Genomic DNA, 22,185 nt, shown 5'->3' with positions numbered 1-22,185 from the left:
GATACCCGACGAACTCCCCCACTCCCCCTTGTGATCGAGTCCAGGTCGTGTCAGCTCTGTTCTAGACTCGGTGCGTGCCGACCCTCCTGCCACCGGACCCACCTCCCGGGGGCAGACGGGCGCGCTGGCAGCCGCACAACGAGGGCAGGCGTGAGCGGATCGTCGCCGCGCTCGTCGAATTGATCGAAGAGACCCCACCCGGCGCCGAGGTGCCGATGCAGCGGATCACCGAACGGGCCGGGCTCGCGAAATCGGTGGTCTACCGGCAGTTCTCCGGACGCGACGAGCTGGACCGGCGGACCAGGACCGCCATCGCCGACCAGTTCGCCGACGCCCTGGCCGCGGCGCTGGACGTCTCGACCGGCTCCATCAACGAGATCCTGCATCGCACCATCGCCGTGGTGGTGGACTGGATCGACCAGCACGCCGGACTCTACGAGTTCCTTCGTCGCGGGCCGGTCGACGGCGCTCCCGAGGACGTGGACGGCATCAGCAGCCTGAAGGACCGGATCGCGGCCGACACCCGCGCGCTGGTATCGGAGCTGGCCGGGGTGGTCGGCGTCGTGGACGAGCCGGTGGTCGACACGATGACCTTCGCGATCGTGTCGATGACCGAGGCGACCGTGACTCGCTGGGTGCGCAGCCGGGAACGCACGCTGAGCAGGGAGCGACTGATCGGCGAGCTCGCGGGTTACGCGTGGAGCGTGCTCGACGGGGTCGGTCGCGCACAGGGCCTCGACCTCGATCCGAACGAGCCGCTGCTCGCCGTGCTCACCCGCCTCTCCACCGTCCGCGCGCCCCACTGAGCCTCGCCGAGCCGGTCACGCGATCCGCCGGACGGGCTCCCCTCGGTGCCGCGACGGCTCACCGTCGACGTGCAGCAGTGCCCACAGCTTCGCGCTGACCGGCGTCATCAGTCCGAGGTCGGCGGCCAGTCTGCGCACATCCCCGAAGTAGCCGGACAGGATCCGCCGGGAGTGCGGCGCCCGCCAGAACGCCTCGGCGAACACTTCGCGCGGGATGCCGAACTCCTTCGCGAACGACCGCGGCGGCACCATGATCTCGCCGGCCAGCCAGCGCATCACCACCGGGAAAGCGACCGCGGCCGCCGCCCGGCCCGCCGGGGACATGTGCGCCAGGTGCGCCTCGAGGAACTTGTTGGCGAAGCTGATGTGGCGCGCTTCCTCGGCGATGTGGATCTGCATCGTGCGCCGGACCGCGGGCGGAATGTTCGCGCCGTCGCGCAGCAGAGCCTTCTGGTAGTGGTCGATCGGTTCCTCACCGCCGAGGATCCCGATGAACAGGATGGCCGGGGCGAATCCACCCGCGACGCCGATGAAAGGCGAGAGCGCGCGGAAGATCGGCCGCATGCCCGGCACATCCACGCCGATGCGGTTGACCAGCTCCTGGAACATCTGGATGTGGTTGCACTCTTCGGTCATCTCGTGCAAGCAGTAGCGGAACTCCGGCGAGCCGTTCGGCAGCTTCATGATGTACTGCATCACGCCGCGGATCAGCACGCTCTCGAAGGCCGCGCCGACCTTGATCGCGTTGGCGGTGCGCCACCGCCCTATCTCGATCTGCCGGTGGATCGGGAGTTCGCGATACCACCTGGTCGCGCCGAGCGGATCGTGCTCCGGCGAGAGAACCCACCTCGGATCGTCCGGGTCGATCACGAATTCCGGTGCATCCCAATCGATATCGAGATAAGGGTCGAATTTGCGATGCACCGACCCGTCCGAGAGCGTCGCCAGCGCTTCCCGGTATGCCTGGTCGAACAATCCTGTGCTCGCCGATTCGGACAGCGTCATCGATGCCTCCTCGTTCCCGCCGGCGATGCGACACCGGCTGTGCGCACGCTGGGCGCGTGGTGCGCTTCAGGATATATGGGACCGACGGTCCCACACAATAGCCTCGACCGATCGGGCCGCGCCTCTGCGAGCGCAGAGCCGCGGCCGTATCGACACTCAGGAGGCCTGACTCTGTCCCGCAATCTCTCGAAAACGCCCGGTCACGACCTGATGCGCGACCGGGCGGCGGCCACAAATCGGGGCTCGACCGGTCGCGGCGGACGGAGGTTCGGATCAGGCTTCGGATTCGCGGACTGCGCGGTCGATCTCGTCGGCCAGGGTCGCGCCCGCGACTTCCCGGGCCGCGGCGCGGAAGCGTTCACGGAACCGGTGGTGGTCGACGCCGATCCCCTCTCCCCCGTAACCGGTGGGCAGGGCGTCACGAAAGGTCGCGACGATCTCGTCGGCGAGGTCGGCGAGCCGAGCCCGGATGAGTTTGCGCAGCGCGCCGCTCAGGGAGATGTCGGTGCCGAGGTCGTAGAGAACGAGAGCGCCCTTGAGCATGGGCTGATCGGGAATGCGCCAGCCCGCCTCACAAGGGACGATGTACTGGGCGGCGACGAGTTCGTCGAGAATCTCGGCGCGGCGATCACCGAGCAGCCCGGTGAGCTGCTCGTCGTCGAGCACCACCGACTGCTCGCTCGCGCCCGGATAGCGGGGATCGAGCACCGCGCGCCAGTCGGCCGGGGCGCCCTGCTGACTCTGGGCGTCGAACACCTCGCGGATCGCCCCCAGCCGCAGACCACGCGTCTGCATCTCGGCGATCTCGCGCAACCGGGTCAGATGCTCGTCGCCGTAGACGACTTCCTTGCCCGCGCGAGCGGGTCTGGGGAGCACGCCGAGGGAGTGGTAGTAGCGGATCGTCCGCGCCGGAACACCGCTGAGGTCGGCGAGCTGCGAGCGGTTGTAGCGGGACACGTGGTCAGCATAGAGGCTGCGACGAGCTTTCGTTGACAGTCACAGCTGTCGGCGTTAGCGTAACGCGCGTCACTGTCGACCGACCGAGGAGAGCCCATGTCCCAGCGAGAGACCGACTTCGACGTGCTCATCATCGGGTCCGGATTCGGTGGCAGCGTCACCGCGCTGCGCTTGGTGGAGAAGGGCTACACGGTCGGCGTCCTCGAGGCGGGCGCGCGTTACGCCGACGACGAACTGCCCGAGACCAGCTGGGACATCCGCAAGTTCCTCTGGGCGCCCGCACTCGGCTGCTTCGGCATCCAGCGCATCCACCTGCTGCGCGACGTCCTGATCCTCGGCGGCGCGGGCGTCGGCGGCGGCTCGCTCAACTACGCCAACACCCTCTACGTGCCGCCGGAGCCGTTCTTCCGCGACGCGCAGTGGCGCGACATCACCGATTGGCGCGAGGAGCTCACCCCGTACTACGAGCAGGCGAAGAAGATGCTCGGCGTGGTCCAGAACCCGCACATGACCCAGGCCGACGTGATCTTCAAGAAGGTCGCCGACGACATGGGCTGCGGCGACACCTTCGTGCAGACCCCGGTCGGCGTGTTCTTCGGCGAGCCGGGCAAGAACGCGCCCGACCCCTACTTCGGCGGCGCCGGCCCCGAGCGCACCGGCTGCATCGAATGCGGCGACTGCATGGTCGGCTGCAAGTACGGCGCCAAGAACACCCTGGTCAAGAACTACCTCTACCTCGCCGAGCAGGCGGGCGCGCAGGTCCTGCCGATGACGACGGCCACCGCGGTGCTCCCACAGCCGGACGGCACCTGGACCGTCGAGACCAAGCGCACCGGCAAGATCATCGGCACGCAGCCGAAGAGCTACACCGCGCGCCACGTGGTCATGGCCGCGGGCACCCGCGGCACCCAGCAACTGCTGTTCAAGATGCGCGACAAGGGGGTGCTACCCAAGCTCTCGAACCGTCTCGGTGTGCTCACCCGCACCAATTCCGAGGCGATCGTGGGCGCGGCGACCAAGAAGCTGAAGCCCGGTCAGGACTTCACCCAGGGCGTCGCGATCACCTCCTCGATCCACCCCACCCCCGACACCCACATCGAACCGGTGCGCTACGGCAAGGGCTCCAACTTCATGGCCCTGCTGCAGACCCTGATGGTCGACGGCGGCGGCAAGCTGCCGCGCTGGCTGAAGTTCGTGCTGCTGGTGCTGCGCAAGCCGATGGACACCCTCAGCTTCCTGAGCACCAAGAACTGGAGCGAGCGCACCATCATCTCGCTGGTGATGCAGAACCTCGACAACTCCATCACCACCTACACCAAGCGTGGTCTGTTCGGACGCCGGCTGACCTCCAAGCAGGGGCACGGAGAGCCGAATCCGACCTGGATCCCGGTCGGCAACCAGGTGACCCGCAAAGTCGCCGAGGAGATCGGCGGCATCGCGGGCGGCAGCTGGGGCGAGATCTTCAACATCCCGCTCACAGCGCACTTCCTGGGCGGCGCGGCCATCGGCGCCGACGCCGAGCACGGTGTCATCGACGCCTACCACCGCGTCTACGGCTACCCGACGATGAGCATCGTCGACGGTTCGGCGGTCTCGGCCAACCTGGGCGTGAATCCCTCGCTGACCATCACCGCCCAGGCCGAACGCGCCGCCGCCTACTGGCCGAACAAGGGCGAGCTGGACCAGCGCCCGCCGCAGGACGAGCCGTACCGTCGCATCGCACCGGTCCCGCCGGCTCGGCCTGTGGTGCCCGAAAGCGCGCCCGCCGCATTGGTTCTGCCGATCTTCCCGGTGAACCACGCCGAACAGGATGCCTCCAGGCCCGCCTGAGGACGCACCGCGGCTCGACCGGAAGACAGGCTGCGGCGAAACCCCACCGGGGTAACCCGCATCCTCGTATCTTTGCCTCGATGCAGAAGATCGGAGTGGGAGAGTGGCCACAGACAAGATGACCGCCGACTACATCGTCGTCGGAACCGGATCCGCGGGCGCGGTCCTCGCCGATCGGCTCAGCGAGGACCCCGGCGTGGAGGTGGTCGCCCTCGAGGCCGGGCCCGCGGACAAGAACAAGTTCGTCCACATCCCGGCCGGGTTCGCGAAACTGTTCCGCACCGATCTGGACTGGGATTATCTGACCGAGCCCCAGCCCCACCTCGGCAATCGACAGATCTACTGGCCACGCGGACGGATGTTCGGCGGCTCCTCATCGATGAACGCGATGATGTGGGTGCGCGGGTTCCGCGCCGACTACGACGAGTGGGCGCTGCTGGCCGGCGAGCAGTGGGGTTTCGCCGCCGCCGTCGAGCAGTTCCGACGCATCGAGAACGTGCAGGATGCCCGGTTTCCCGACGAGGGCACCGGCGGGCCGCTGCACATCCAGCGCCAGCGCAGCCCACGCTCGTCGACCGCGGCCTTCCTGACCGCCGTCCAGGAGGCGGGGTTCTCCGTCGAGCCGCCGAATCGCCCTCAGCCCAACGGTTTCAGCCAGACCATGGTCACCCAGCACAACGGCAGACGCTGGAGCACCGCGGACGGGTATCTCAAGCCGGCGATGCGCCGCCGCAATCTGACCGTGCTCAGCGAATCGCAGGTCACCAAGGTCCTGTTCGAGGGCACCAGGGCCATCGGCGTCGAATACCGCCGTGGTCCGGAGACTTTCGTGCTGCGTGCCCGACGCGAAGTCGTGTTGTGCGGTGGTGCGATCAACAGTCCGCAACTGCTGATGCTGTCCGGTATCGGCGATTCGGACGAACTGGCGCGCCAGGGCATCCCGGTCGTCCACCATGCCCCCGAGGTGGGCGCGAATTTGCAGGACCACCTGGTGGCCGGCATCGGCTACTCCTGCGAGGATTCACTCTTCGCCGCCGAGAAGCCGCTGGAGCTGGTGAACTACCTGTTGCGCCATCGCGGCATGCTCACTTCCAATGTCGGCGAGGCCTACGGGTTCGTGAAGAGCAGGCCCGAGCTCGAACAGCCCGATCTGGAGCTGGTCTACGCCCCCGCCCCGTTCTACAACGAGGGCCTGATCGAGCCCGCCGAACACGGCAACATCCTGGCCACTGTGCTGCTGCGTCCGCACAGCCGGGGCCGGATCGGCCTGGCGTCGTCCGACCCGCTGGCCAAGCCGATCATCGACCCGCGATACCTGTCCGACAGCGGCGGTGTCGACCGCGCGGCCATCCTGTCCGGTCTGCGCACCTGCGCGAGGATCGCCGACACGCCCGCGATGAAAGCGATCCTCGGCGACCTGATCTACCCGCCGAACGCACCGGCCGACCTCGAGGCGATCCTCGAGCACACGCTCACCGACTACGCCCACACCCTCTACCACCCGATCGGAACCTGCCGGATGGGCACCGACGCGGTCAGCGTGGTCGATCCGGACCTGCGGGTGCGTGGCGTGCAGAACCTGCGCGTGGCCGACGCCTCGGTGATGCCGCTGCTGGTGCGCGGGCACACCCACGCGCCGAGCGTCTTCATCGGGGAGCAGGCGGCTCGCCTCCTGCGATCCGCGAGCTAGGACGTAGCAACCGGAGTACACCGCGGGCCGGAGCACGAACCCTGTCCCGGCCTCGCCGTGCGGCTAGATGGCCGGGATGCGGTCGAAGCCCAGCGGCGGCGTCGGGTGCGGGCCCGAGCGACCCACCGGACGGAAGTCGGGCAGCGCGGCGAGCACGTCGACATTGCGGGCGGCGTAGCAGCGCACCTGGGGCAGCGCGCGCAGCACCTCGGCGCGCTCCACCGGTTCGTCGTCGATGAAGCCGACGGTGTCCAGGCTCAGGCCCAGTGTGCGGGCGATGCGCACGATGGACGCCGATTTGCGGCCCCAGCCGATCTCCAGCGCGGAGAACATCTCGTAGATGCCGTGCCGGTAGAGCTGTTCGCGTGTCATGTCGCGGTCACTGCGGCTGGCCGCCGCGTGCCAGATCCCGCGTTCGCTCAGCGTCCGCAGGGTGCGCAGGGCCGCGGGCCGGGGCGCGGTATTCGTCCCGTCGCTGACCACGCCGTCCCACAGCGTGTTGTCCAGTTCCCAGACCAGGCACCTCAGAGCCGGTCGCATCGCCTGCCCCCATCCGTCGTGAACACTGCAGCACCTGCCGTGGCGGGTGCCGCTGATGATACCGGTCCCGATGGGCGGACCGGAGCCCCGAAGTCCTCACGTCACGCCCGCGCTCGTTGTGACGCCGCCCATGACAATCCATCCCGGGGTGTGCGAAGCGTCTCATCACCGATAGAGTCGAGCGCCGCGCCTCCGTTCGACTTCCTCGACGGATCGGGCGCCACGGCCGATTCGAAGGACAAGACAACATATGAGCGGTACGCGAGACAAGCTGGATCAGCTGCTGGGGATCCTGGAGCTCGCCGAGGAACCTGCCGGCGAGGCCGGCATCGCGAAGCGCAAGGCCAAGGAGATACCCAGCGCTCGCGAACGTGTGCGCCTGCTCTTGGACAAGGGCACCTTCGTCGAGATCGGCAAGCTGGTGCGCCAGCCCGGCGGCGGCAACGCCATGTACGGCGACGGCGTGGTCACCGGGCGCGGCGAGATCAACGGCAGGCCCGTGGTGGTGATCGCCCACGATCAGACCGTGCACGGCGGCTCGGTCGGCGAGATGTTCGGCCGGAAGGTAGCCGCGGCCATGGACTTCGCCTACCAGAACGCCTGCCCGGTCATCGCGATCAACGACTCCGGCGGCGCCCGCATCCAGGACGCGGTGACCTCACTGGCCTGGTACGCCATGATGTGCCGCAGGCAGGAGGATCTGTCGGGCTTCGTGCCGCAGGTCGCGATCATGCTCGGCAAGTGCGCGGCCGGGTCGGTCTACGGGCCGGTGAACATGGACGTGCTGGTCGCGACCGAGAAGTCCTACATGTTCGTGACCGGCCCCGAGGTGATCAAGGCCGTCACCGGTGAGACGGTCAGCGCCGAGGAACTGGGCGGCGCGGCGGTGCAGGCCCAGAACGGCACCGTGCACCATGTGGCCCCCAGCGAGCAGGCGGCCTTCGACTGGGTCCGCGATTACCTCGGCTACCTGCCGTCGAGCTGCCTCGAGCAGCCGCCGGTGGTCAATCCCGGCCTCGAGCCGGAGCTGACCGATCACGATCGCGAGCTCGATTCGATCATCCCGGACTCGGACAAGGTCGGCTACGACATGCACGAGGTCCTGCTGCGCATCTTCGACGACGGTCAGCTGCACGAGGTCGCCGCGGGCACCGCCCCCAACCTCATCACCGCCTTCGCGCGGGTGGACGGCCGCAGCATCGGCGTGATCGCCAATCAGCCGCAGGTACTCGGCGGCGCGCTGGACGCCCAGTGCTCGGACAAGGCCACCCACTTCATCCGGCTCTGCGACGCCTTCGGCCTGCCGCTGGTGTTCGTGGTGGACACTCCGGGTGTGCTGCCCGGCATCGAGGAGGAGCGCAACGGCGTCATCAAGCGTGGCGGCCGCTTCTTCCGCGCGGTGATCGAAGCGACGGTACCGATCGTGACCATCGTGACCCGCAAGGCCTACGGCGGCGGATACGCGGTCATGGGCTGCAAGCCGCTCGGCGCCGACATCAGCTTCGCCTGGCCGACCGCGCGCATCGCGGTCATGGGCGCGGAGAGCATGGTCGGGATCATCGGCCGCAAGCGTCTGGCCGAGACGCCCGAAGAGCAGCGCCCGGTGGTGCGTCAGCAGATGATCGACTTCTACAACGCGACGATGGCCACCCCGTGGATCGCCGCCGAGCGCGGCTACATCGACGGGGTGATCGAGCCGTCGCAGACCCGGCTCGAGATCCGCAAGGCGCTGCGGATGTTGCGCGACAAGAACCCGCGCCCGCGCGCCAACCCGCGCAAGCACAGCCTGTTCCCTGTGTAGGAGAAATGCCGCGGCGCGGGTGATTTCCCGGGAGACTATGACTCGTCACAAATTTCCCGGAAAGTCGCCCGCGGCGGCCGACTGGCCGGTCGGCGCCATACCCGACCGACCGGCGCTCATCCCGCTGACCAGCCGCGTTGTGCTCTCGCACAGCCCATTCCGGGATGCGAATGGGTCGGCGGACAAGGTGTGCGCGGGAATAACCGAAAATGCTTGACCGGGATCGGACGGCCGGTTACAAATAGATTTCCCGCCGACCCGAGCCGTTCGAACCGGCCGACGAGAATTGCACGCCAGTGGTTACCGATGTCTTCGATGTGACCGCGGAACTTCCCATCCCCCGCCAGTCGGTCTGGGATCTGCTCCGCGAACCACAGACCTATCAGCGCGTCTTCTCCAATATCGGTGCCTGCGATCCGATGGAGCCGGTGGGCGGACACGCCATGCTCCGGATCCGGGTGGGCACCGCGCACAGCGGGATTCGGGTGCACATCGTGCAGCTGCGCATCCGGCGGTGGTACGAGAGCCTGGAACTGGTCTGCCCGGCGCAGGGCAGCTTCGCCTCGGTGCGTCTGCTGGGCGACGAGCGGCACACCCGGGTGGTGGTCACCCTCTTCGCGCCCGGTCGGATGCATCCGGCCGTCGAGCAGGCCACCAACGCGGTGATCGTCGCGTGGACCGAGCGCGGGCTGCGCCGGCTGTCGGACCTGGTGCGCGGCGCGCCCACCTCGGTGCTCGTCAACGGAGAGAACTCACCGCTGCGCAGACGCGCGGAGGTACTGCGTCACGTGATCGGTGCCGGGATGGTGCCCACCACGCGTCCCGACGTCGGCCTCAAGCAGTTACGCACCCTCACGGCGTGGGGTTTCAATCTCGCGGGCGGGTACGCGGCGGGCGCGATCGCCGAACCCGAGCGCACCGCGCTGATCGACGCGCACGGCGAGCTGACGTTCGGCGAGATGCATCGCCGCACCACCGCGATCGCGGCCGCGCTGGCGGAACTGGGCATGCGCGCGGGCGACTCGGTCGGCCTGCTGTCGCGCAACCATCGCGGCATGGTCGAGACCATGGTCGCGGCGGGCAAACTCGGCATCGACGTCGCGCTGATCAACACCGGCCTGCCCGCCCGCCAGATCGAGGACGTCGTGCAGCGCGACAAGCTCTCGGCACTGTTCGTCGATGACGAATTCGATCCACTGGTCCGGTATCTGCACTCCGACCTGCCCCGCTACAGCACCGGCGCGACCACCGCGTTCCCCGGCAGACTCACCCTCGACGACCTGGCGGGCATGGGGCACACCCGCTTCCGCAGGCCCGCCAATCCCGGCAAGTTCATCGTGCTGACCTCTGGCACCTCCGGCACGCCCAAGGGTGCGCGCAGACCTCAGCCCAAGGGTTTCGGCACCGTCGCGGCACTGCTGTCGCGCATTCCGCTCGAGATGGGCGAGACCATGCTCATCCCCGCGCCCCTGTTCCACACCTGGGGGCTGGCGGCGCTGCAGTTGAGCACCGCGCTGCGCGCGCGGGTGGTGCTGACCGCTCAGTTCGACGCCGAGGAATGCCTGCGCCTGGTCGCCGAGCACCGGGTGCACACCCTGATCGTGGTGCCGATCATGGTGCACCGCATCCTGGAACTGCCCAAGCACGTGCGGTCCCGATACGACACCTCCAGCCTGCGTGTGGTCGCCAGTTGTGGCGCGCCGCTCGCGGCGGGCACCGTGCTGGACTTCATGGACGCCTACGGCGAGATCCTCTACAACGTCTACGGTTCGACCGAGGTCTCCTGGGCCACCGTCGCCTGCCCGGCCGATCTGCTCGCCTCGCCCGCCACCGCGGGCCGCCCACCGCTGGGGACCAGGATCGCGGTGCTCGGTCCCGACCACAAGCCGGTCCCGGTGGGCGCCACCGGGCACGTGTTCGTCGGCAATCACATGCTCTTCGACGGTTACGTCAACGCCGCGCCGCCCGACGAGACCGACGGCATGCTCGACACCGGCGATCTCGGCTATCTCGACGCCTCCGGCCGGCTGTACATCGCCGGCCGCGACGACGAGATGATCATCTCCGGCGGCGAGAACGTCTTCCCACGTCCGGTCGAGGAAGCGCTGTCGTTCCTGCCGCAGGTCCGCGAGGTCGCGGTGGTCGGCGTCCCCGACCGCGAGTACGGTCAGCGGCTGGCCGCGTTCGTGGTGAAAAGGGAAGGCGCCGGGCTGGATTCGGACATGGTGCGCACCTACATCCGCAATCGGCTGAGCCGCTTCTCGGTGCCGCGCGATGTCACCTTCCTCAGCGCACTGCCGCGCGGGGACACCGGCAAGATCCTCAAGCGGCTGCTCGCCGGACCCGGCGGCGAGCCCGCACAGCACCCCATCATCGGCACCATCGCGCCCAATTCCTGACCGGGCCTGCTCGGGCCGCATACGGTGATCACCGCGCGCGGGGCTCGTCCACGGTCTCGGGCCTGCGGTGCCGCAGCGCATCGAGCAGACCCCTGGTGTACTGCGGCGGCGAGGCATGCACCGAGAGCATATTGGCCACCGCGCGATATGCCGCCAGATCGGATTCCTTGTCCAGGTACAGCGCGCCGGTCAGCTGCTGCAGGTACACGATGTCGGGCAGGTCGGATTCGGTGAAGCGCAGCATGGTGAAGCCGCCGTCGGTCAACGCCGGTCCGCCCACGTGATCGGCGAGCACCTGCAGAGTGATGTTGGGTTGTGAGACCGCCTCGATCAATCGGTCCAACTGCTGCCGCCAGACCGTGGATCCGCCGATCGGCCTGCGCAGCGCCGCCTCCTCGACGATCAGCCAGACCTGCGGCGGGTCGGCGCGTTCCAGGATGTGCTGCCTGCGCATGCGCAGCGCGACCCGGCGTTCGACGGCGTCCGCGGGCTTGTCCGGGTGGGCCAGCGTCAGCAGGGCGCGGGCGTAGTCGGCGGTCTGGAGCAGTTCGGGCACGGCCCTGGGCTCGTAGCAGCGGATCAGCCGCGCGCCCTGTTCCAATCCCAGATAGGTGTCGAACCACTTGGGTAGCCAGTCCGAATCGCGGTGCCACCAGCCCGAGGCGTTCGCACGGCGGGCCAGCTCCAGAAACTCGTCGCGCTCGGCCTCGTCGGACACCCCGTACAGCGCCAGCAGATCGACCAGATCACGTTCCCGGAATCCGGTGCGTCCCAATTCGAGTCGGCTGATCTTCGAATGCGAGCCGCGGATCGCCTCACCGGCTTCCTCCCGCGTGATGCCACGCCCCTCACGCAGTCGCCGCAGCTTGCCGCCGAGGATCATTCGAAGCACGGTGGGACCACCTTCGTGCGCGGATTGCCTTGCCGAGGAAGAAGATTCATGACGAGACACGTCGAACAGCCGACCTTCCGTGGAACGCATCCATAGAGTCTGCCATGCGCGAGAGGTATGACTCCACAACTAAACCGGAGTGTCTTCCGTCATATTCCCCACACGGGAACACCGTTTCCCTCAGCCGATTTCCGCGTTGGCTACCCTGGTCCGGGTGCGGCGGACACGGCCGCCGTCCGGTTCGGCGCGAGGAGGGACACGCGATGACACCACGGCAGCGGGTCCGTATCGAGCGGCTACGGACATGGATCGCCACCCTCGTCCTGTGCGCCGCACCCGGACTCGCCGCATGCGGTTCGGATGCCTCCTCCCCGACGACTTCCCCGGCTCCGGCATCCCACACTTCCGCCCCCACGACCGTCCCCCCGCCTGCCACCGCTACGGCGCCGGCCCGCTCCACATCGACCCTCGCGCCACCGACGGTCGACCCCTACGCCGGACAACCGTTGATCGAGCGCGTGGAGTGGACCGAGAGCCAGGACGGGGCCAGGCTGCTGGTCTTCCCCACCCGCGCAGGCCGTGACACCACCTTCCCCCGGGCCGAGGAACGCGCCTGGGCGGAGATCCGCGCCCACTCCCCGGCCGCCGAGTCGCCGGGCATGTACGACCAGTTCGTCTGCCATTGGCACTGGGCCCGACTGGTCCAGCCGGACAAGCCCAGCTGGAACCTCGAGCCCTGGCGCCCCGCCGTCGGGTATGAAGGAACCGTAGCGGCGTCCTGCAATCCCGGCGGTCCCGAGCGTTGACACACCCGGACGGCTCGCGCCGCGAGATCCCGCCTTACCACGAGCGCGACAGGAAGGAATCGACCATGGATGTGGCGATCGCGGGGGGACACGGCAAGATCGCCCTGCGCCTGGCCGAGCAGTTGAGCCGGCAGGGTCATCGCGTACGCGCGCTGATCCGCAATCCCGAGCACGCCGACGACGTCGCGACCACCGGGGCGATCCCGGTGATCCTCGACCTCGAGCAGGCGAGCGTCGACGAGCTGGCCGAGGCCATCGCGGGCTCGGACGCGGCGGTGTTCGCGGCGGGCGCGGGCCCGGGCAGCGGCACGGCGCGCAAGTACACCGTCGACAGGGACGGCTCGATCCTGCTCGCCGACGCAGCGCAACGGGCGGGCGTGCGGCGCTTCGTGCAGATCTCGGCCATGGGCACCGGCGAACCGCCCGCACCGGGCCGCGACGAGGTCTGGAAGGCCTATCTGGAGGCCAAGACCCAGGCCGAGGACGATCTGCGGTCAAGGGACCTGGACTGGACGATTCTGCGACCGGGGCGGCTGGTCGATTCCGCACCGGCCGGGTCGGTCACCCTCAGCACCGAACGGGTGGGTCGCGACAGTATCGCCCGCGCGGACGTGGCCGCGGTGATCGCCGCGCTACTGCCCGCCGCGAATACCGTGCACACCACTCTGGAGCTGGTCGAAGGCGCGACCCCCATCGCGGATGCCGTCGCCGGAATCGTTAGCTGAAAAATTGCCCAACTGATCTGCGTGACAACGGGATCAGAACCTAACAACCGGTCGGATTTAATGCGCCACCGCGCGAGCGGATTCGTTTTCATCACGATTGCGCGTGCCTGCTCCCCTTCCATTGACAGAAGCGGTAGACCAAGAGGGCAAGGCGGACGAGACAGCACGGAACCATCCGGTCACACCGCACGACTCGTTCTCCGAACACACGGTGAGCACCGGCCAGGACCATGCCGGCTCTCACCGATAGCTCCACCCATGCCCGGCCGGGCCCGTCTACACCCGATCCGGCAGGCCACGAGCGGCGACAACATCGCCGCACGACGGGCAGCGTTCGGTATTCACTCGGGGATAATCGGCGGCAGTCATCCATAGCGAGACCTCCCGGTCGACACGATCGGAACCTACTGCGAATACGCGAAAATCCCACCGTGTGAATACAAATGGACCTTGCAGATGTACTTGCATTTGCAAGAGGCACGGTCCTAGACTCGGAATCGCATAGCTGATCAGGGGACAACCAGGGGCGGCTGTTACGGCGAATCGATGGCTATGTCGCCAGAGATTAGCCGCCGCCGAAAGTCAGGGGCGCTCAGATGAATCATTCACTCATTGACGGCCACGTCGGTCTCGTCGAACCCACACCGGCCGTTCAGCCACCGAACGGTAGGACAATGAGCACACCGCCGGCCCGCACCGGGCACGCGCCATCCAGGTACACGCGAGAGACAGCGGTCGCCTTCGTCATCGACGCTGTGGAGTCCACCGGCGCGGCGACGCGCAACGACTTCGACATCGATCGGATCGTCAGCACCGCGCACGAGCTGGCCGAGGACTGGGATCTGAACTCTCTGCAGCCGGAAACCTTCTGGCGGATCGCATCCACCTGCATCAAGCCTTGACATCACCGGCCCGCACCACGCCACGCGAGCGTCGGCGCGTTCGGGCCGGTGGATCGAGCCGCCGTACGACGGCGCAGCCGAAGGATTGCTGTCCGGTGCCTGCCGAGTGGTGATCTCTCGGCTCGGGCCCTGGTTCGGCCCGGATCAGCGACGAAAACAACTGTGGCCTGCCCGGGATCGTTCCGGACAGGCCACAGTTGTCTGTTGTCAGCGGATCACAAGCGGGTGGCGAAATCCTTCAGCCACTCGCGCGATTTATCCGGAGCCATCGCCTGCACACTCAGGCGATCCATCACCGAGCGGTACAGCGCCAGATCCTGGCTGCGTTCCAGGTACAGCGCACTGGTCAAGTGCTCCAGGTACACCACGTCGGGCAGTTCCGCCTCCGCGAAACGCAGGATGCTGAACGAACTCCCCGCGGCGGCGTGCTCACCCGCCGAATACGGCAGGACCTGCACGGTCACATTGGGCAGATCGGAGTACTCGATCAGATGCTCGATCTGCTCGAGATGCACCCGCGAGCCGCCGACCGGCCGATGCAGCGCGGCCTCGTCGATGACGGCCCACACGATCGGTGGATCGGTACGGCGCAGAATGTCCTGCCTGCGCCGACGGACGGCTACCCGTCGGTCGGTGTCCGCGTTGTCGCTTCCCAGTGCGAGCACCGCCCTTGCGTAATCCGGTGTCTGCAACAGGCCGGGCACCAAGTGCGCCTCGTAGGTGCGAATCTTGCTGGCCGCCTGTTCCAGCCCCAGGTACGTGCCGAACCACTGTGGAAGCAGATCGCTGTAGCGATGCCACCACCCCGGCTCGTTCGCCCGCCGCGCGAGATCGAGGAAGGCCTCGCGCTCGGCGGGATCCGTGACACCGTAGAGAGTGAGGAGATCCCGGATGTCACGTTCCTTGAAACCCGTTCGCCCCAACTCGAGACGACTGATCTTGGCATGCGAGCCGCGGATCGCGTCACCCGCTGCCTCGCGGGTGATATTGCAGCTCTCCCGTAGCTTTCGCAGCTGACCGCCGAGCGCGATCCGCAACACGGTCGGACCACGTTCCGCAGCCGGTCGAGGCGCACGGCCGCCGTCGTGAGGTTGCGCATTGGGATCTGCGATCATTGAGCTCGTCTCCGATACTCGAGTTTGCCCACCAGTGTGTCACATACGTCGTCGCGCCAAGAACAGCTGAGCGTTACAGCCATGGCGAACCCCCTGGCATCCGCTCGGCGTCGCAGGACTCACCGCATTGATCCCAATGTTACCTTTCAGTTAGTCAAATCGTCGAATTCTCCCGCCTTCGCGCCGCGAACGAACGCGTCGATCTCCGGGCGGGTGTAGAAGACGACCGGACCTTCGGGGTCACGCGAGTTACGCAGGGCCACACGACCATCGGTCGCCTCGGCCAGTTCGACGCAGTTGCCGCCGCTGGGGCCACTGAACGAGCTCTTGCGCCAAGCACCGGTGACACGGTGCGCCTTGTTCTCCGACATATCCACTCCTCTGTGCGCAGTGCGAGAGATTCGTACGAGTCGGTTGTGCAGATGCAAACTCAAACGTTCTTGCATCTGCACCGCCGCGCGAACGATAGCACGGAGTTCGCCGCGTGTGGCGTTGTGCGACAATCTTTTTCGGACCTACCGGTCGGCTTTGTTACACCGGTTGAAGACTGTCCGGTACGGGCGTGCTCAGCTATCGCATCCGCACCGCTCGGGGCGCACGAATCTTGTACTGTCACAGAGCAACATCGGATGTACCGATATTCGCGACACGCCCGCGCCGATTATCCGGCGCGCCGCAGCGGGATGGTGCGTCCACCACGAAGTACATCGCTCGTCCGAGCTCGTCCGAGGAGTCGTACACAATGCCCGAAACCAACGCACCCTTGATCCGGACCGATATCCCGCATTCCGCGCGCATCTGGAATTACTGGATGGGCGGGAAGGACTACTACGAAATCGACCGGGTCGCAGGCGACGCGGGCATCGAGGTCGACCCCGACATCACCACCATGGCGGTCCAGTCGCGACAGTTCCTCATCCGCGCCGTGAGTTATCTGGCCGGCGAGGTCGGCATCCGTCAGTTCCTCGACATCGGCACCGGCCTGCCGACCATGCAGAACACCCACGAGGTCGCCCAGGGCATCGCCCCCGAGACCAAGGTCGTCTACGTCGACAACGATCCGCTGGTGCTGACCCACGCACGCGCGCTGCTGACCAGCACCACCCCCGAAGGCGTGACCACCTACGTGGACTGCGACTTCCACGACGCCGATCAGATCGTGGCCGACGCCCGCAACGTGCTCAACTTCAACGAGCCGGTCGCCGTGATGTTCATGGGCGTGCTCGGCCATGCCAAGACCTACGACGAACTGCGCCGCATCGTGGACACCGTGCTCGCCGCGGTGCCCTCCGGCAGCTACCTCGTCATGTGGGACGGCACGATCGACAACCCCAACTACGTCGCGCTGTGCAAGAACTACGCCGAGACCGGCGGCGTCCCGTACACCGCGCGCACCCAGGACGAGATCCGCGCCGTCTTCGACGACCTGGAGTTCGTCGAGCCCGGATTCAGCTCCATCACCGAGTGGCGTCCCGACGCCACCCAGGTGGGCGAGGTCAGGCCGATCTCGGCGTACGGCGGCGTCGCGCGCAAGCCCTGACGCGTCACCGGAATTTCTTGCGGCACAACGCAGGCCGCCGTCCGAACGGACGGCGGCCTCGTCATTTCCAGACCGCCCGGAATCCTTTCGGATGTACTTGCATCTGTAAGCGACAGATGCATAAACTTCCGGCAAACATCAACCGGGGAGGTGCGCCGAACCCGTAGGCGCGACTTCGATTTCGGTGTCCGTCCGTCACGACACCGATGCGTGAGAATCGCCTCCCCATCGCGACAGGCGAGGGCGGTCCGATGAGCCAACCATTGCGAACCCCGTACCCGGCCGGCATCGGTGCCGCGACCGGTACGGGAACCGACATGCTGCCGGCCCGCGCGGACACCCTGCGCGCCAGGATGTTCACCGAGATCGCCGCTGCCGACTGCACGACCGAGCCGAACGGGCTGACCTATCGTCGCGCCCGCGACATCCTCCAGGTGCACGAGGTGCACGGACCACGCTGCAGGCAATGGCTGGCAGCGGCGGCCTACCTATCGGCGGGCCTGGACGACGAATGAGAGCGGGGCGCCGGTATCGCACCGACGCCCCGCCCGAGCCCGACCGCGATGTCACCAGCGCAACACGGGCTTCACGATCTTTCCCGCGCGCTGGTCGTTCAGCGCGCTATCGATCTCGGCGCTGGGATAGACCGATACCAGTCGCTCCAACGGAAGCCGGCCGGCGCGATAGAGCTCCAGCAGCCGCGGGATGAACACCGACGGCACGGAATCGCCCTCGAGGCAGCCGCGAATGCTCTTGCCGTTCATCACCAGATCGCGCACATCCACCGGCGGAGTGCCCGAGCCGAGCCCCAGCGCGACGACCGTTCCGCCGACCGCGAGCGCGCGCACCGCGTCGCCGAGCACCGCGGGAATGCCGGTGGTGTCCACGGCGTGCGCCGCCCCGGTTCCGGTGAGTGCGCGAATCCGCTCCACCGTGTCGCCCTCGGCGGGATCGATCACTTCGGCCGCACCGAGTTCGACAGCGAGATCGCGACGCCGCGGCGAGGTCTCCACCACGACCGTGCGCAGCCCGTCGACGGTGTCGGCCGCCAGCAGCGCGGCCATCCCGACCGCGCCCGCGCCGAACAGCGCCAGCCAGGAATCCCCCTGCGGGTTCAGGACATTGAGCACCGCACCGGCACCGGTCTGGAAGCCGCAGCCCAACGGCGCGGCGAGCGCGAGATCCACCGAAGGGTCGACCACGACGGTGTTGTCCTCGGTGGACAGCGCGTAGCCCGCGAGACTGGACTGGCCGAAGAAGCCGTCGAGCACGCGCGCGCCGTCCACGGTGACCCGCGGCGTTCGGTCGGAACGGCTGCCGAAGGTGTTCAGCGCGTTCGCCTTCAGGCAGTAGGCCGGACGCCCCGCGGCACAGTTGCGGCAGTCGCGGCAGTGCCGGAAGGTGAGCACTACGTGGTCACCCGGACGCACCGAGACGACCTCCGCACCGACCTCCTCGACGATGCCCGCCCCCTCGTGACCGAGCAGCACCGGCCGCTGGGCCGAACCGGCGGGGCGGCTGACCAGATCGGTGTGGCAGATGCCGGACGCCACGATGCGCACCAGGATTTCGTTCGCCCGCGGCCCGTCCAGGGTCACCTGCTCCAGGCTGAACGGCTCCCCCGGATCACGGGAGAGCGCGGCGGTCGTGACGGTGGTCATCAGGCCGTGCCCCGGTCGAGGTCGCGCTCGAGCAGGAAGTAGAAGTGCTCGCCGCGGCTGAGCACCAGCTCGGGCCTGCCGTTCATGATGCCCATGAGGGTGTTCTCGTCGAGCCACTTGAAGTGGTCGAATACCGCGCGCCCGTCGTAGACCATGGTCGCGGTGACCTCGCCGCGGAACTCGATGTTCCACAGCGTCGCCTCGCCCTGGCCGAGCTCGATATTCGAGAACAGCGCGCCTTCGTCGTCACGGCAGATCAGCGGCTTGGCGTCGTCGAGCGCCAGGAAATGCTTGCCGTGCCAGCGACTGGCGGCCAGCGCATTGCACAGCGGATGGCCGGTCCGGAAGGCGGCGCCGCGCCATTGCCCGAGGATGTCCTCGGCGCGCGCGGTGGGCAGCTGGGACCAGAGCTGGTCCAGATCGCGGGGCGAGACGCCCTCGCCCACCTCGCGCAGCACCCGCCAGTCGATCCGATCGGTCGTCACAGTCCCTACCTCCGCACAGTATCGGCTCCGCTGCCGCCGCCGTCGACTATCGCGGCGGCTGCCCGGCGCATCCGAACCCGACGATATATCCGAACCAAATGGTTCGGCAAGCTAGGATCAGCGCCATGCGTGCAGCAGGAGAGGCCACCCGGGACCGGATTCTCGCCGCGGCGAAGGCGGAGTTCGCCGAGTTCGGCGTGGCGGGCGCGCGTATCAACCGCATCGCGATGGCAGCGCGGGCCAGCAAGGACCGCCTGTACGCCTACTTCCCCGGCAAGGACGAGTTGTACGCGGCGGTGACCCAGCGGTGGGCGGCGCAGACCACCGCGGAGACAGCGCTGTCGGCCGATGATCTGCCCGGCTATGTCGGGCGGCTGTTCGACCACTTCATGGCCAACCCGGACAACGCCCGGCTACAGGCCTGGGCCGATCTCGAGCCGGCCGCGCACGAAGCCGTCGTCGAGATACTGCGTGCCGAGGTCGCGCCGAAGCTCGCCGAGGTCAGACGCGGCCAGGCCGCGGGCACGGTGACCACGGAATTCCATCCGATCACACTGCTGCGCATTCTCACCGACATGGCCCGCACGTCGGCCACCCATGCCGTGCAGGCCACCGACGAGGCGAGCCGGGCGGCTCAGCGCGAGGCCATCGTGCTGGCGGCGCGGCGCTTGGTGGAGCCGCGCGGCTGATGAGCGAGCTACGCTGCGAGACAACCGTTTTCGCGCGATCTCCTCAGCGGTCCGGCGCGTCACCGTAGACGATCAGCCAGATCGCGCGACCGAGCGCCCTGGCCATGGCTTCGTCGTCGGGACCGGAATCCCTCGCGAAGGCCGTGGCGATAGAACGTTCCACCATCGATGTCAGCACCACCGCGGTCGCGGCCGGATCGATGCCCGGATCGACACGGCCCGCCTCGCGTTCGGATTCCAGCCGGGCGCGCACGATCTCGACGAAGGCCGCCACCCGGCTGCGCCAGTAGTGGCCGACGTCGCGGTCGTAGGAGGCGACCTCGGCCAAGGCCAGCAACAGGAAACGGTGCTCACGGAAGCCGGCGATCATGGTGCCGATCGCGGCGACGACTCCGGCCTGTTCGTCGGCGTGTTCGTCCTGCCACCAGTATTCGGCGGCGCGGAACAGATCCGCGGTCGCCAGCTCGGCCATGCGGACGAGCAGCCTGCTCTTGTCCGGGAAGTAGCGGTAGAACGTCGAGCGCGCCGACCCGGACGCCGCGGCGATCCGCTGCACCGCGATCTCGGTGAACGGCGTCCCGTCGGCGAGCAGTTCCTCCACAGCGGCCAGGACGCGCTGCTCGAATTCCGCGCGCCGATCGTCGTCCGATTTACGCGCGGTCTTCCGGACCCGGGTCAGTGACGCCATCGGGCGCCCGTCGCATTGCCGGCGCCCCGGCGCCGCCCCGATCGGCCGAATGACTGCATGTCGCCCATTCTGCCCGCACATGTGCGGTTGTTGACAATCGGCCGGACCGACCTCACCATAATCGGACAGTGTGTCCGAGACTAGGTGACCGAGGGGTTCCGATGGACGGCTCGCCCGCCGCGCAGAGCGAAGAAACCGAGGTCATCGTGGTGGGCGCGCGCTGCGCCGGGTCCGCGGCCGCGGTCGCCTTCGCGCGCGCCGGGCGCTCCGTGGTGGTCCTCGACGCCGCGAAATTTCCCTCGGACACGTTGTCCACCCACCTGCTGTGGCCGGCGACGGTCGCCGAGTTGGGCCGGGTGGGCGCGTTGGCGCGAGTGCGAGAGATCGGCGCACCGGAACTGCGGTCCGCCTTCGCGGCGGGATCCGGAGTGGGCGTCCACTCGGATTTCACTCCGGCCGACGGCATCGACTACGCACTGTGCGTGCGGCGCACCGGTCTCGACGCCGCGCTCGTCGACACCGCGCGGGCGGCCGGCGCGCAGGTGCGCGAGGGGTCGCGGGTAGCGGAACTGCTCTGGGAGGGGCGGCGTTGCGTCGGTGTCCGTTACACCGATGCCGCGGGCACGCACGATCTGCGCGCCGCGCTGGTGGTCGGCGCGGACGGCAGGCGCAGCACGGTCGCCCGGCTGACCGGCGCCGAGACACCGTGGCTGACGGTTCCGAGCGGGCGGGATTGCTTCTTCGCGTACTGGCGCGATGCCGCGGACTCGTGGCGGCACGTCGCCGCGCAATGGCGCGAGGGCGCGGATCTCGGCACTGCCTTTCCGTGTGAGGAGGGCTTGGTGCTCAGCCTGGTGCAGCCGCCCGCTTCCGCCGAGAAGTCGCGCCCCGGTGTCGCCGAACGCCGTTATACCGAGGCGCTGCAACGACTTCCCGGACTGACCGAGCGGCTGTCCGGCTGTGAGCGGGTCGGCCGGGTGCGCTCGGCGACGGGGATCGAGTCGTATTTCCGGCACGCGGCGGGGCCCGGTTGGGCGCTGGCCGGAGACGCGGGCCACTTCAAGGACCCGGTCACCGCACAGGGCATTCGCGACGCACTGCGCTACGGGCGGCTGCTGGGCGAGATGGCGGCCCCGGTCCTCGACGATCGCGCCGAACTCGATGCGCTACTGCGAGATTGGGAGCACAAGCGGGTGGCCGAGTGCCTGGAGATCTTCCAGTGGACCAATCGGCTCGCGCGTGGCACGGCGATGAATTCCCTCGAGATCGAGCTGTACCGCAAGGCCGCCACCGACCGCGGGCTCGCCTCGCAGGTCACCGCAATCTTCTCCCGCACCAAGCGACCCTCCGACATCCTCGGACCGGCCCGCAGCGTCGAGCTCACCGTCCGCGCGCTGCGCCGTTCTTTTCCCGCCGTCACCCCGGTGCTCGCCGATGTCGCCGGTGAGGCGCGCGATCTGGTCTCCGATTGGTGGCAGGCCCGCGGCGTCATGGCCGGTCGGCAGCTGCCGCATTCCCCGGCCACCGCTGTGACCACGACTCCGACCGCCGTCTGTTCAGGAGAGCGACATGGATGACAAGCGAACCGCTAGCGGACCCACCCGCCGCGACGTGCTGCGCGGCGCGCTGGCCGCGGGCATCGGCCTGGCCGCCA

Annotated in this window: 21 protein-coding genes; 12 read left to right on the top strand and 9 right to left on the bottom strand. The window is 68.2% G+C overall.

What is annotated here, in order from left to right; all coding sequences use genetic code 11:
- The first annotated feature begins 74 nt into the window (after window positions 1-74).
- Entirely contained in the window at window positions 75-806 is a 732-nt protein-coding gene (locus NS3_RS16835) for a TetR/AcrR family transcriptional regulator (RefSeq protein WP_084495648.1), read from the top strand.
- A 15-nt stretch (window positions 807-821) separates the two neighbouring features.
- Here the strand turns inward: NS3_RS16835 and NS3_RS16830 are convergent, their stop codons facing one another.
- Together NS3_RS16830 and NS3_RS16825 are read right to left on the bottom strand one after the other, a co-directional pair.
- Window positions 822-1,811, bottom strand: coding sequence for an AurF N-oxygenase family protein (locus NS3_RS16830; protein WP_067860726.1), 990 nt, complete (start codon window positions 1,809-1,811; stop codon window positions 822-824).
- A gap of 273 nt (window positions 1,812-2,084) precedes the next feature.
- Window positions 2,085-2,768 carry a MerR family transcriptional regulator gene (locus tag NS3_RS16825; RefSeq protein WP_067860724.1) on the bottom strand — a complete coding sequence of 228 codons (684 nt, stop codon included), beginning with the start codon at window positions 2,766-2,768 and terminating at the stop codon, window positions 2,085-2,087.
- Between the two features lie 96 nt (window positions 2,769-2,864).
- Between NS3_RS16825 and NS3_RS16820 the strand changes: the two genes are divergently transcribed.
- Complete coding sequence (locus tag NS3_RS16820; RefSeq protein ID WP_067860722.1) at window positions 2,865-4,598, top strand: GMC oxidoreductase; 1,734 nt, start codon at window positions 2,865-2,867, stop codon at window positions 4,596-4,598.
- 118 nt (window positions 4,599-4,716) lie between these two features.
- Complete coding sequence (locus NS3_RS16815; RefSeq protein ID WP_067860930.1) at window positions 4,717-6,288, top strand: GMC family oxidoreductase; 1,572 nt, start codon at window positions 4,717-4,719, stop codon at window positions 6,286-6,288.
- Between the two features lie 63 nt (window positions 6,289-6,351).
- Here the strand turns inward: NS3_RS16815 and NS3_RS16810 are convergent, their stop codons facing one another.
- Window positions 6,352-6,828 (bottom strand): HAD-IIIC family phosphatase, encoded by a 477-nt coding sequence (locus NS3_RS16810; protein ID WP_067860720.1) that lies wholly within the window; start codon window positions 6,826-6,828, stop codon window positions 6,352-6,354.
- Window positions 6,829-7,078: 250 nt separating this feature from the next.
- Between NS3_RS16810 and NS3_RS16805 the strand changes: the two genes are divergently transcribed.
- Window positions 7,079-8,629: an acyl-CoA carboxylase subunit beta gene (locus tag NS3_RS16805; protein ID WP_067860718.1), complete on the top strand. Its 1,551-nt coding sequence runs from the start codon at window positions 7,079-7,081 to the stop codon at window positions 8,627-8,629.
- 296 nt (window positions 8,630-8,925) lie between these two features.
- Window positions 8,926-11,028 (top strand): AMP-binding protein, encoded by a 2,103-nt coding sequence (locus NS3_RS16800; protein WP_067860716.1) that lies wholly within the window; start codon window positions 8,926-8,928, stop codon window positions 11,026-11,028.
- Between the two features lie 28 nt (window positions 11,029-11,056).
- Here the strand turns inward: NS3_RS16800 and NS3_RS16795 are convergent, their stop codons facing one another.
- The gene (locus NS3_RS16795) at window positions 11,057-11,920 is read right to left on the bottom strand and encodes a Sco1979 family transcriptional regulator (protein ID WP_507762084.1); all 864 of its coding nucleotides are present in this window, start codon (window positions 11,918-11,920) and stop codon (window positions 11,057-11,059) included.
- Between the two features lie 263 nt (window positions 11,921-12,183).
- On the opposite strand from NS3_RS16795, the gene NS3_RS16790 reads away from it, so the two are divergent.
- The 3 genes from NS3_RS16790 (at window position 12,184) to NS3_RS16780 (ending at window position 14,353) form a co-directional block, all read left to right on the top strand.
- Window positions 12,184-12,726 (top strand): DUF2599 domain-containing protein, encoded by a 543-nt coding sequence (locus tag NS3_RS16790; RefSeq protein WP_067860712.1) that lies wholly within the window; start codon window positions 12,184-12,186, stop codon window positions 12,724-12,726.
- 65 nt (window positions 12,727-12,791) lie between these two features.
- Window positions 12,792-13,451, top strand: coding sequence for an SDR family oxidoreductase (locus NS3_RS16785; protein ID WP_067860710.1), 660 nt, complete (start codon window positions 12,792-12,794; stop codon window positions 13,449-13,451).
- A 674-nt stretch (window positions 13,452-14,125) separates the two neighbouring features.
- Window positions 14,126-14,353, top strand: a complete 228-nt coding sequence (locus NS3_RS16780) for a hypothetical protein (RefSeq protein ID WP_067860708.1) — start codon at window positions 14,126-14,128, stop codon at window positions 14,351-14,353.
- Window positions 14,354-14,568: 215 nt separating this feature from the next.
- Here the strand turns inward: NS3_RS16780 and NS3_RS16775 are convergent, their stop codons facing one another.
- Window positions 14,569-15,468, bottom strand: coding sequence for a Sco1979 family transcriptional regulator (locus NS3_RS16775; protein ID WP_174550480.1), 900 nt, complete (start codon window positions 15,466-15,468; stop codon window positions 14,569-14,571).
- A gap of 146 nt (window positions 15,469-15,614) precedes the next feature.
- Window positions 15,615-15,839 (bottom strand): DUF397 domain-containing protein, encoded by a 225-nt coding sequence (locus NS3_RS16770; RefSeq protein ID WP_067860704.1) that lies wholly within the window; start codon window positions 15,837-15,839, stop codon window positions 15,615-15,617.
- A 371-nt stretch (window positions 15,840-16,210) separates the two neighbouring features.
- Between NS3_RS16770 and NS3_RS16765 the strand changes: the two genes are divergently transcribed.
- Both NS3_RS16765 and NS3_RS16760 read left to right on the top strand, forming a co-directional pair.
- The gene (locus NS3_RS16765; RefSeq protein WP_067860702.1) at window positions 16,211-17,008 is read left to right on the top strand and encodes an SAM-dependent methyltransferase; all 798 of its coding nucleotides are present in this window, start codon (window positions 16,211-16,213) and stop codon (window positions 17,006-17,008) included.
- A gap of 251 nt (window positions 17,009-17,259) precedes the next feature.
- Window positions 17,260-17,523: a hypothetical protein gene (locus NS3_RS16760; protein ID WP_157101384.1), complete on the top strand. Its 264-nt coding sequence runs from the start codon at window positions 17,260-17,262 to the stop codon at window positions 17,521-17,523.
- A gap of 51 nt (window positions 17,524-17,574) precedes the next feature.
- Here the strand turns inward: NS3_RS16760 and NS3_RS16755 are convergent, their stop codons facing one another.
- A complete protein-coding gene (locus NS3_RS16755) occupies window positions 17,575-18,669 on the bottom strand; it encodes an NAD(P)-dependent alcohol dehydrogenase (protein WP_067860698.1) in 1,095 nt (364 codons plus the stop codon).
- Window positions 18,669-19,154: a DUF4334 domain-containing protein gene (locus tag NS3_RS16750; RefSeq protein WP_067860696.1), complete on the bottom strand. Its 486-nt coding sequence runs from the start codon at window positions 19,152-19,154 to the stop codon at window positions 18,669-18,671. The genes NS3_RS16755 and NS3_RS16750 overlap by 1 nt, the downstream gene beginning before the upstream one ends.
- Before the next feature lie 125 nt (window positions 19,155-19,279).
- Between NS3_RS16750 and NS3_RS16745 the strand changes: the two genes are divergently transcribed.
- A complete protein-coding gene (locus tag NS3_RS16745) occupies window positions 19,280-19,843 on the top strand; it encodes a TetR/AcrR family transcriptional regulator (RefSeq protein WP_067860694.1) in 564 nt (187 codons plus the stop codon).
- A 43-nt stretch (window positions 19,844-19,886) separates the two neighbouring features.
- On the opposite strand, the gene NS3_RS16740 is transcribed toward NS3_RS16745, so the two are convergent.
- Entirely contained in the window at window positions 19,887-20,531 is a 645-nt protein-coding gene (locus NS3_RS16740; protein ID WP_067860692.1) for a TetR/AcrR family transcriptional regulator, read from the bottom strand.
- A 161-nt stretch (window positions 20,532-20,692) separates the two neighbouring features.
- Between NS3_RS16740 and NS3_RS16735 the strand changes: the two genes are divergently transcribed.
- Complete coding sequence (locus NS3_RS16735) at window positions 20,693-22,108, top strand: NAD(P)/FAD-dependent oxidoreductase (RefSeq protein ID WP_067860690.1); 1,416 nt, start codon at window positions 20,693-20,695, stop codon at window positions 22,106-22,108.
- The last annotated feature ends 77 nt before the right edge of the window (window positions 22,109-22,185 follow it).

The sequence above is a fragment of the Nocardia shimofusensis NBRC 100134 genome, from assembly GCF_001613125.1.
GTDB classification, from domain to species: Bacteria; Actinomycetota; Actinomycetes; order Mycobacteriales; family Mycobacteriaceae; genus Nocardia; species Nocardia shimofusensis.
This window is presented reverse-complemented; position numbering and strand designations above follow the sequence as displayed.

Excerpts from the sequence above, each read along its gene's own strand:
- NS3_RS16805 (WP_067860718.1), top strand. The coding sequence starts at position 7,079 with ATGAGCGGTACGCGAGACAAGCTGGATCAGCTGCTGGGGATCCTGGAG.
- NS3_RS16785 (WP_067860710.1), top strand. The coding sequence starts at position 12,792 with ATGGATGTGGCGATCGCGGGGGGACACGGCAAGATCGCCCTGCGCCTG.
- NS3_RS16830 (WP_067860726.1), bottom strand. The coding sequence starts at position 1,811 with ATGACGCTGTCCGAATCGGCGAGCACAGGATTGTTCGACCAGGCATAC.
- NS3_RS16760 (WP_157101384.1), top strand. The coding sequence starts at position 17,260 with ATGAGCCAACCATTGCGAACCCCGTACCCGGCCGGCATCGGTGCCGCG.
- NS3_RS16755 (WP_067860698.1), bottom strand. The coding sequence starts at position 18,669 with ATGACCACCGTCACGACCGCCGCGCTCTCCCGTGATCCGGGGGAGCCG.
- NS3_RS16810 (WP_067860720.1), bottom strand. The coding sequence starts at position 6,828 with ATGCGACCGGCTCTGAGGTGCCTGGTCTGGGAACTGGACAACACGCTG.
- NS3_RS16735 (WP_067860690.1), top strand. The coding sequence starts at position 20,693 with ATGGACGGCTCGCCCGCCGCGCAGAGCGAAGAAACCGAGGTCATCGTG.
- NS3_RS16770 (WP_067860704.1), bottom strand. The coding sequence starts at position 15,839 with ATGTCGGAGAACAAGGCGCACCGTGTCACCGGTGCTTGGCGCAAGAGC.
- NS3_RS16775 (WP_174550480.1), bottom strand. The coding sequence starts at position 15,468 with ATGATCGCAGATCCCAATGCGCAACCTCACGACGGCGGCCGTGCGCCT.
- NS3_RS16815 (WP_067860930.1), top strand. The coding sequence starts at position 4,717 with ATGACCGCCGACTACATCGTCGTCGGAACCGGATCCGCGGGCGCGGTC.
- NS3_RS16820 (WP_067860722.1), top strand. The coding sequence starts at position 2,865 with ATGTCCCAGCGAGAGACCGACTTCGACGTGCTCATCATCGGGTCCGGA.
- NS3_RS16765 (WP_067860702.1), top strand. The coding sequence starts at position 16,211 with ATGCCCGAAACCAACGCACCCTTGATCCGGACCGATATCCCGCATTCC.
- NS3_RS16790 (WP_067860712.1), top strand. The coding sequence starts at position 12,184 with ATGACACCACGGCAGCGGGTCCGTATCGAGCGGCTACGGACATGGATC.
- NS3_RS16780 (WP_067860708.1), top strand. The coding sequence starts at position 14,126 with ATGAGCACACCGCCGGCCCGCACCGGGCACGCGCCATCCAGGTACACG.
- NS3_RS16740 (WP_067860692.1), bottom strand. The coding sequence starts at position 20,531 with ATGGCGTCACTGACCCGGGTCCGGAAGACCGCGCGTAAATCGGACGAC.
- NS3_RS16745 (WP_067860694.1), top strand. The coding sequence starts at position 19,280 with ATGCGTGCAGCAGGAGAGGCCACCCGGGACCGGATTCTCGCCGCGGCG.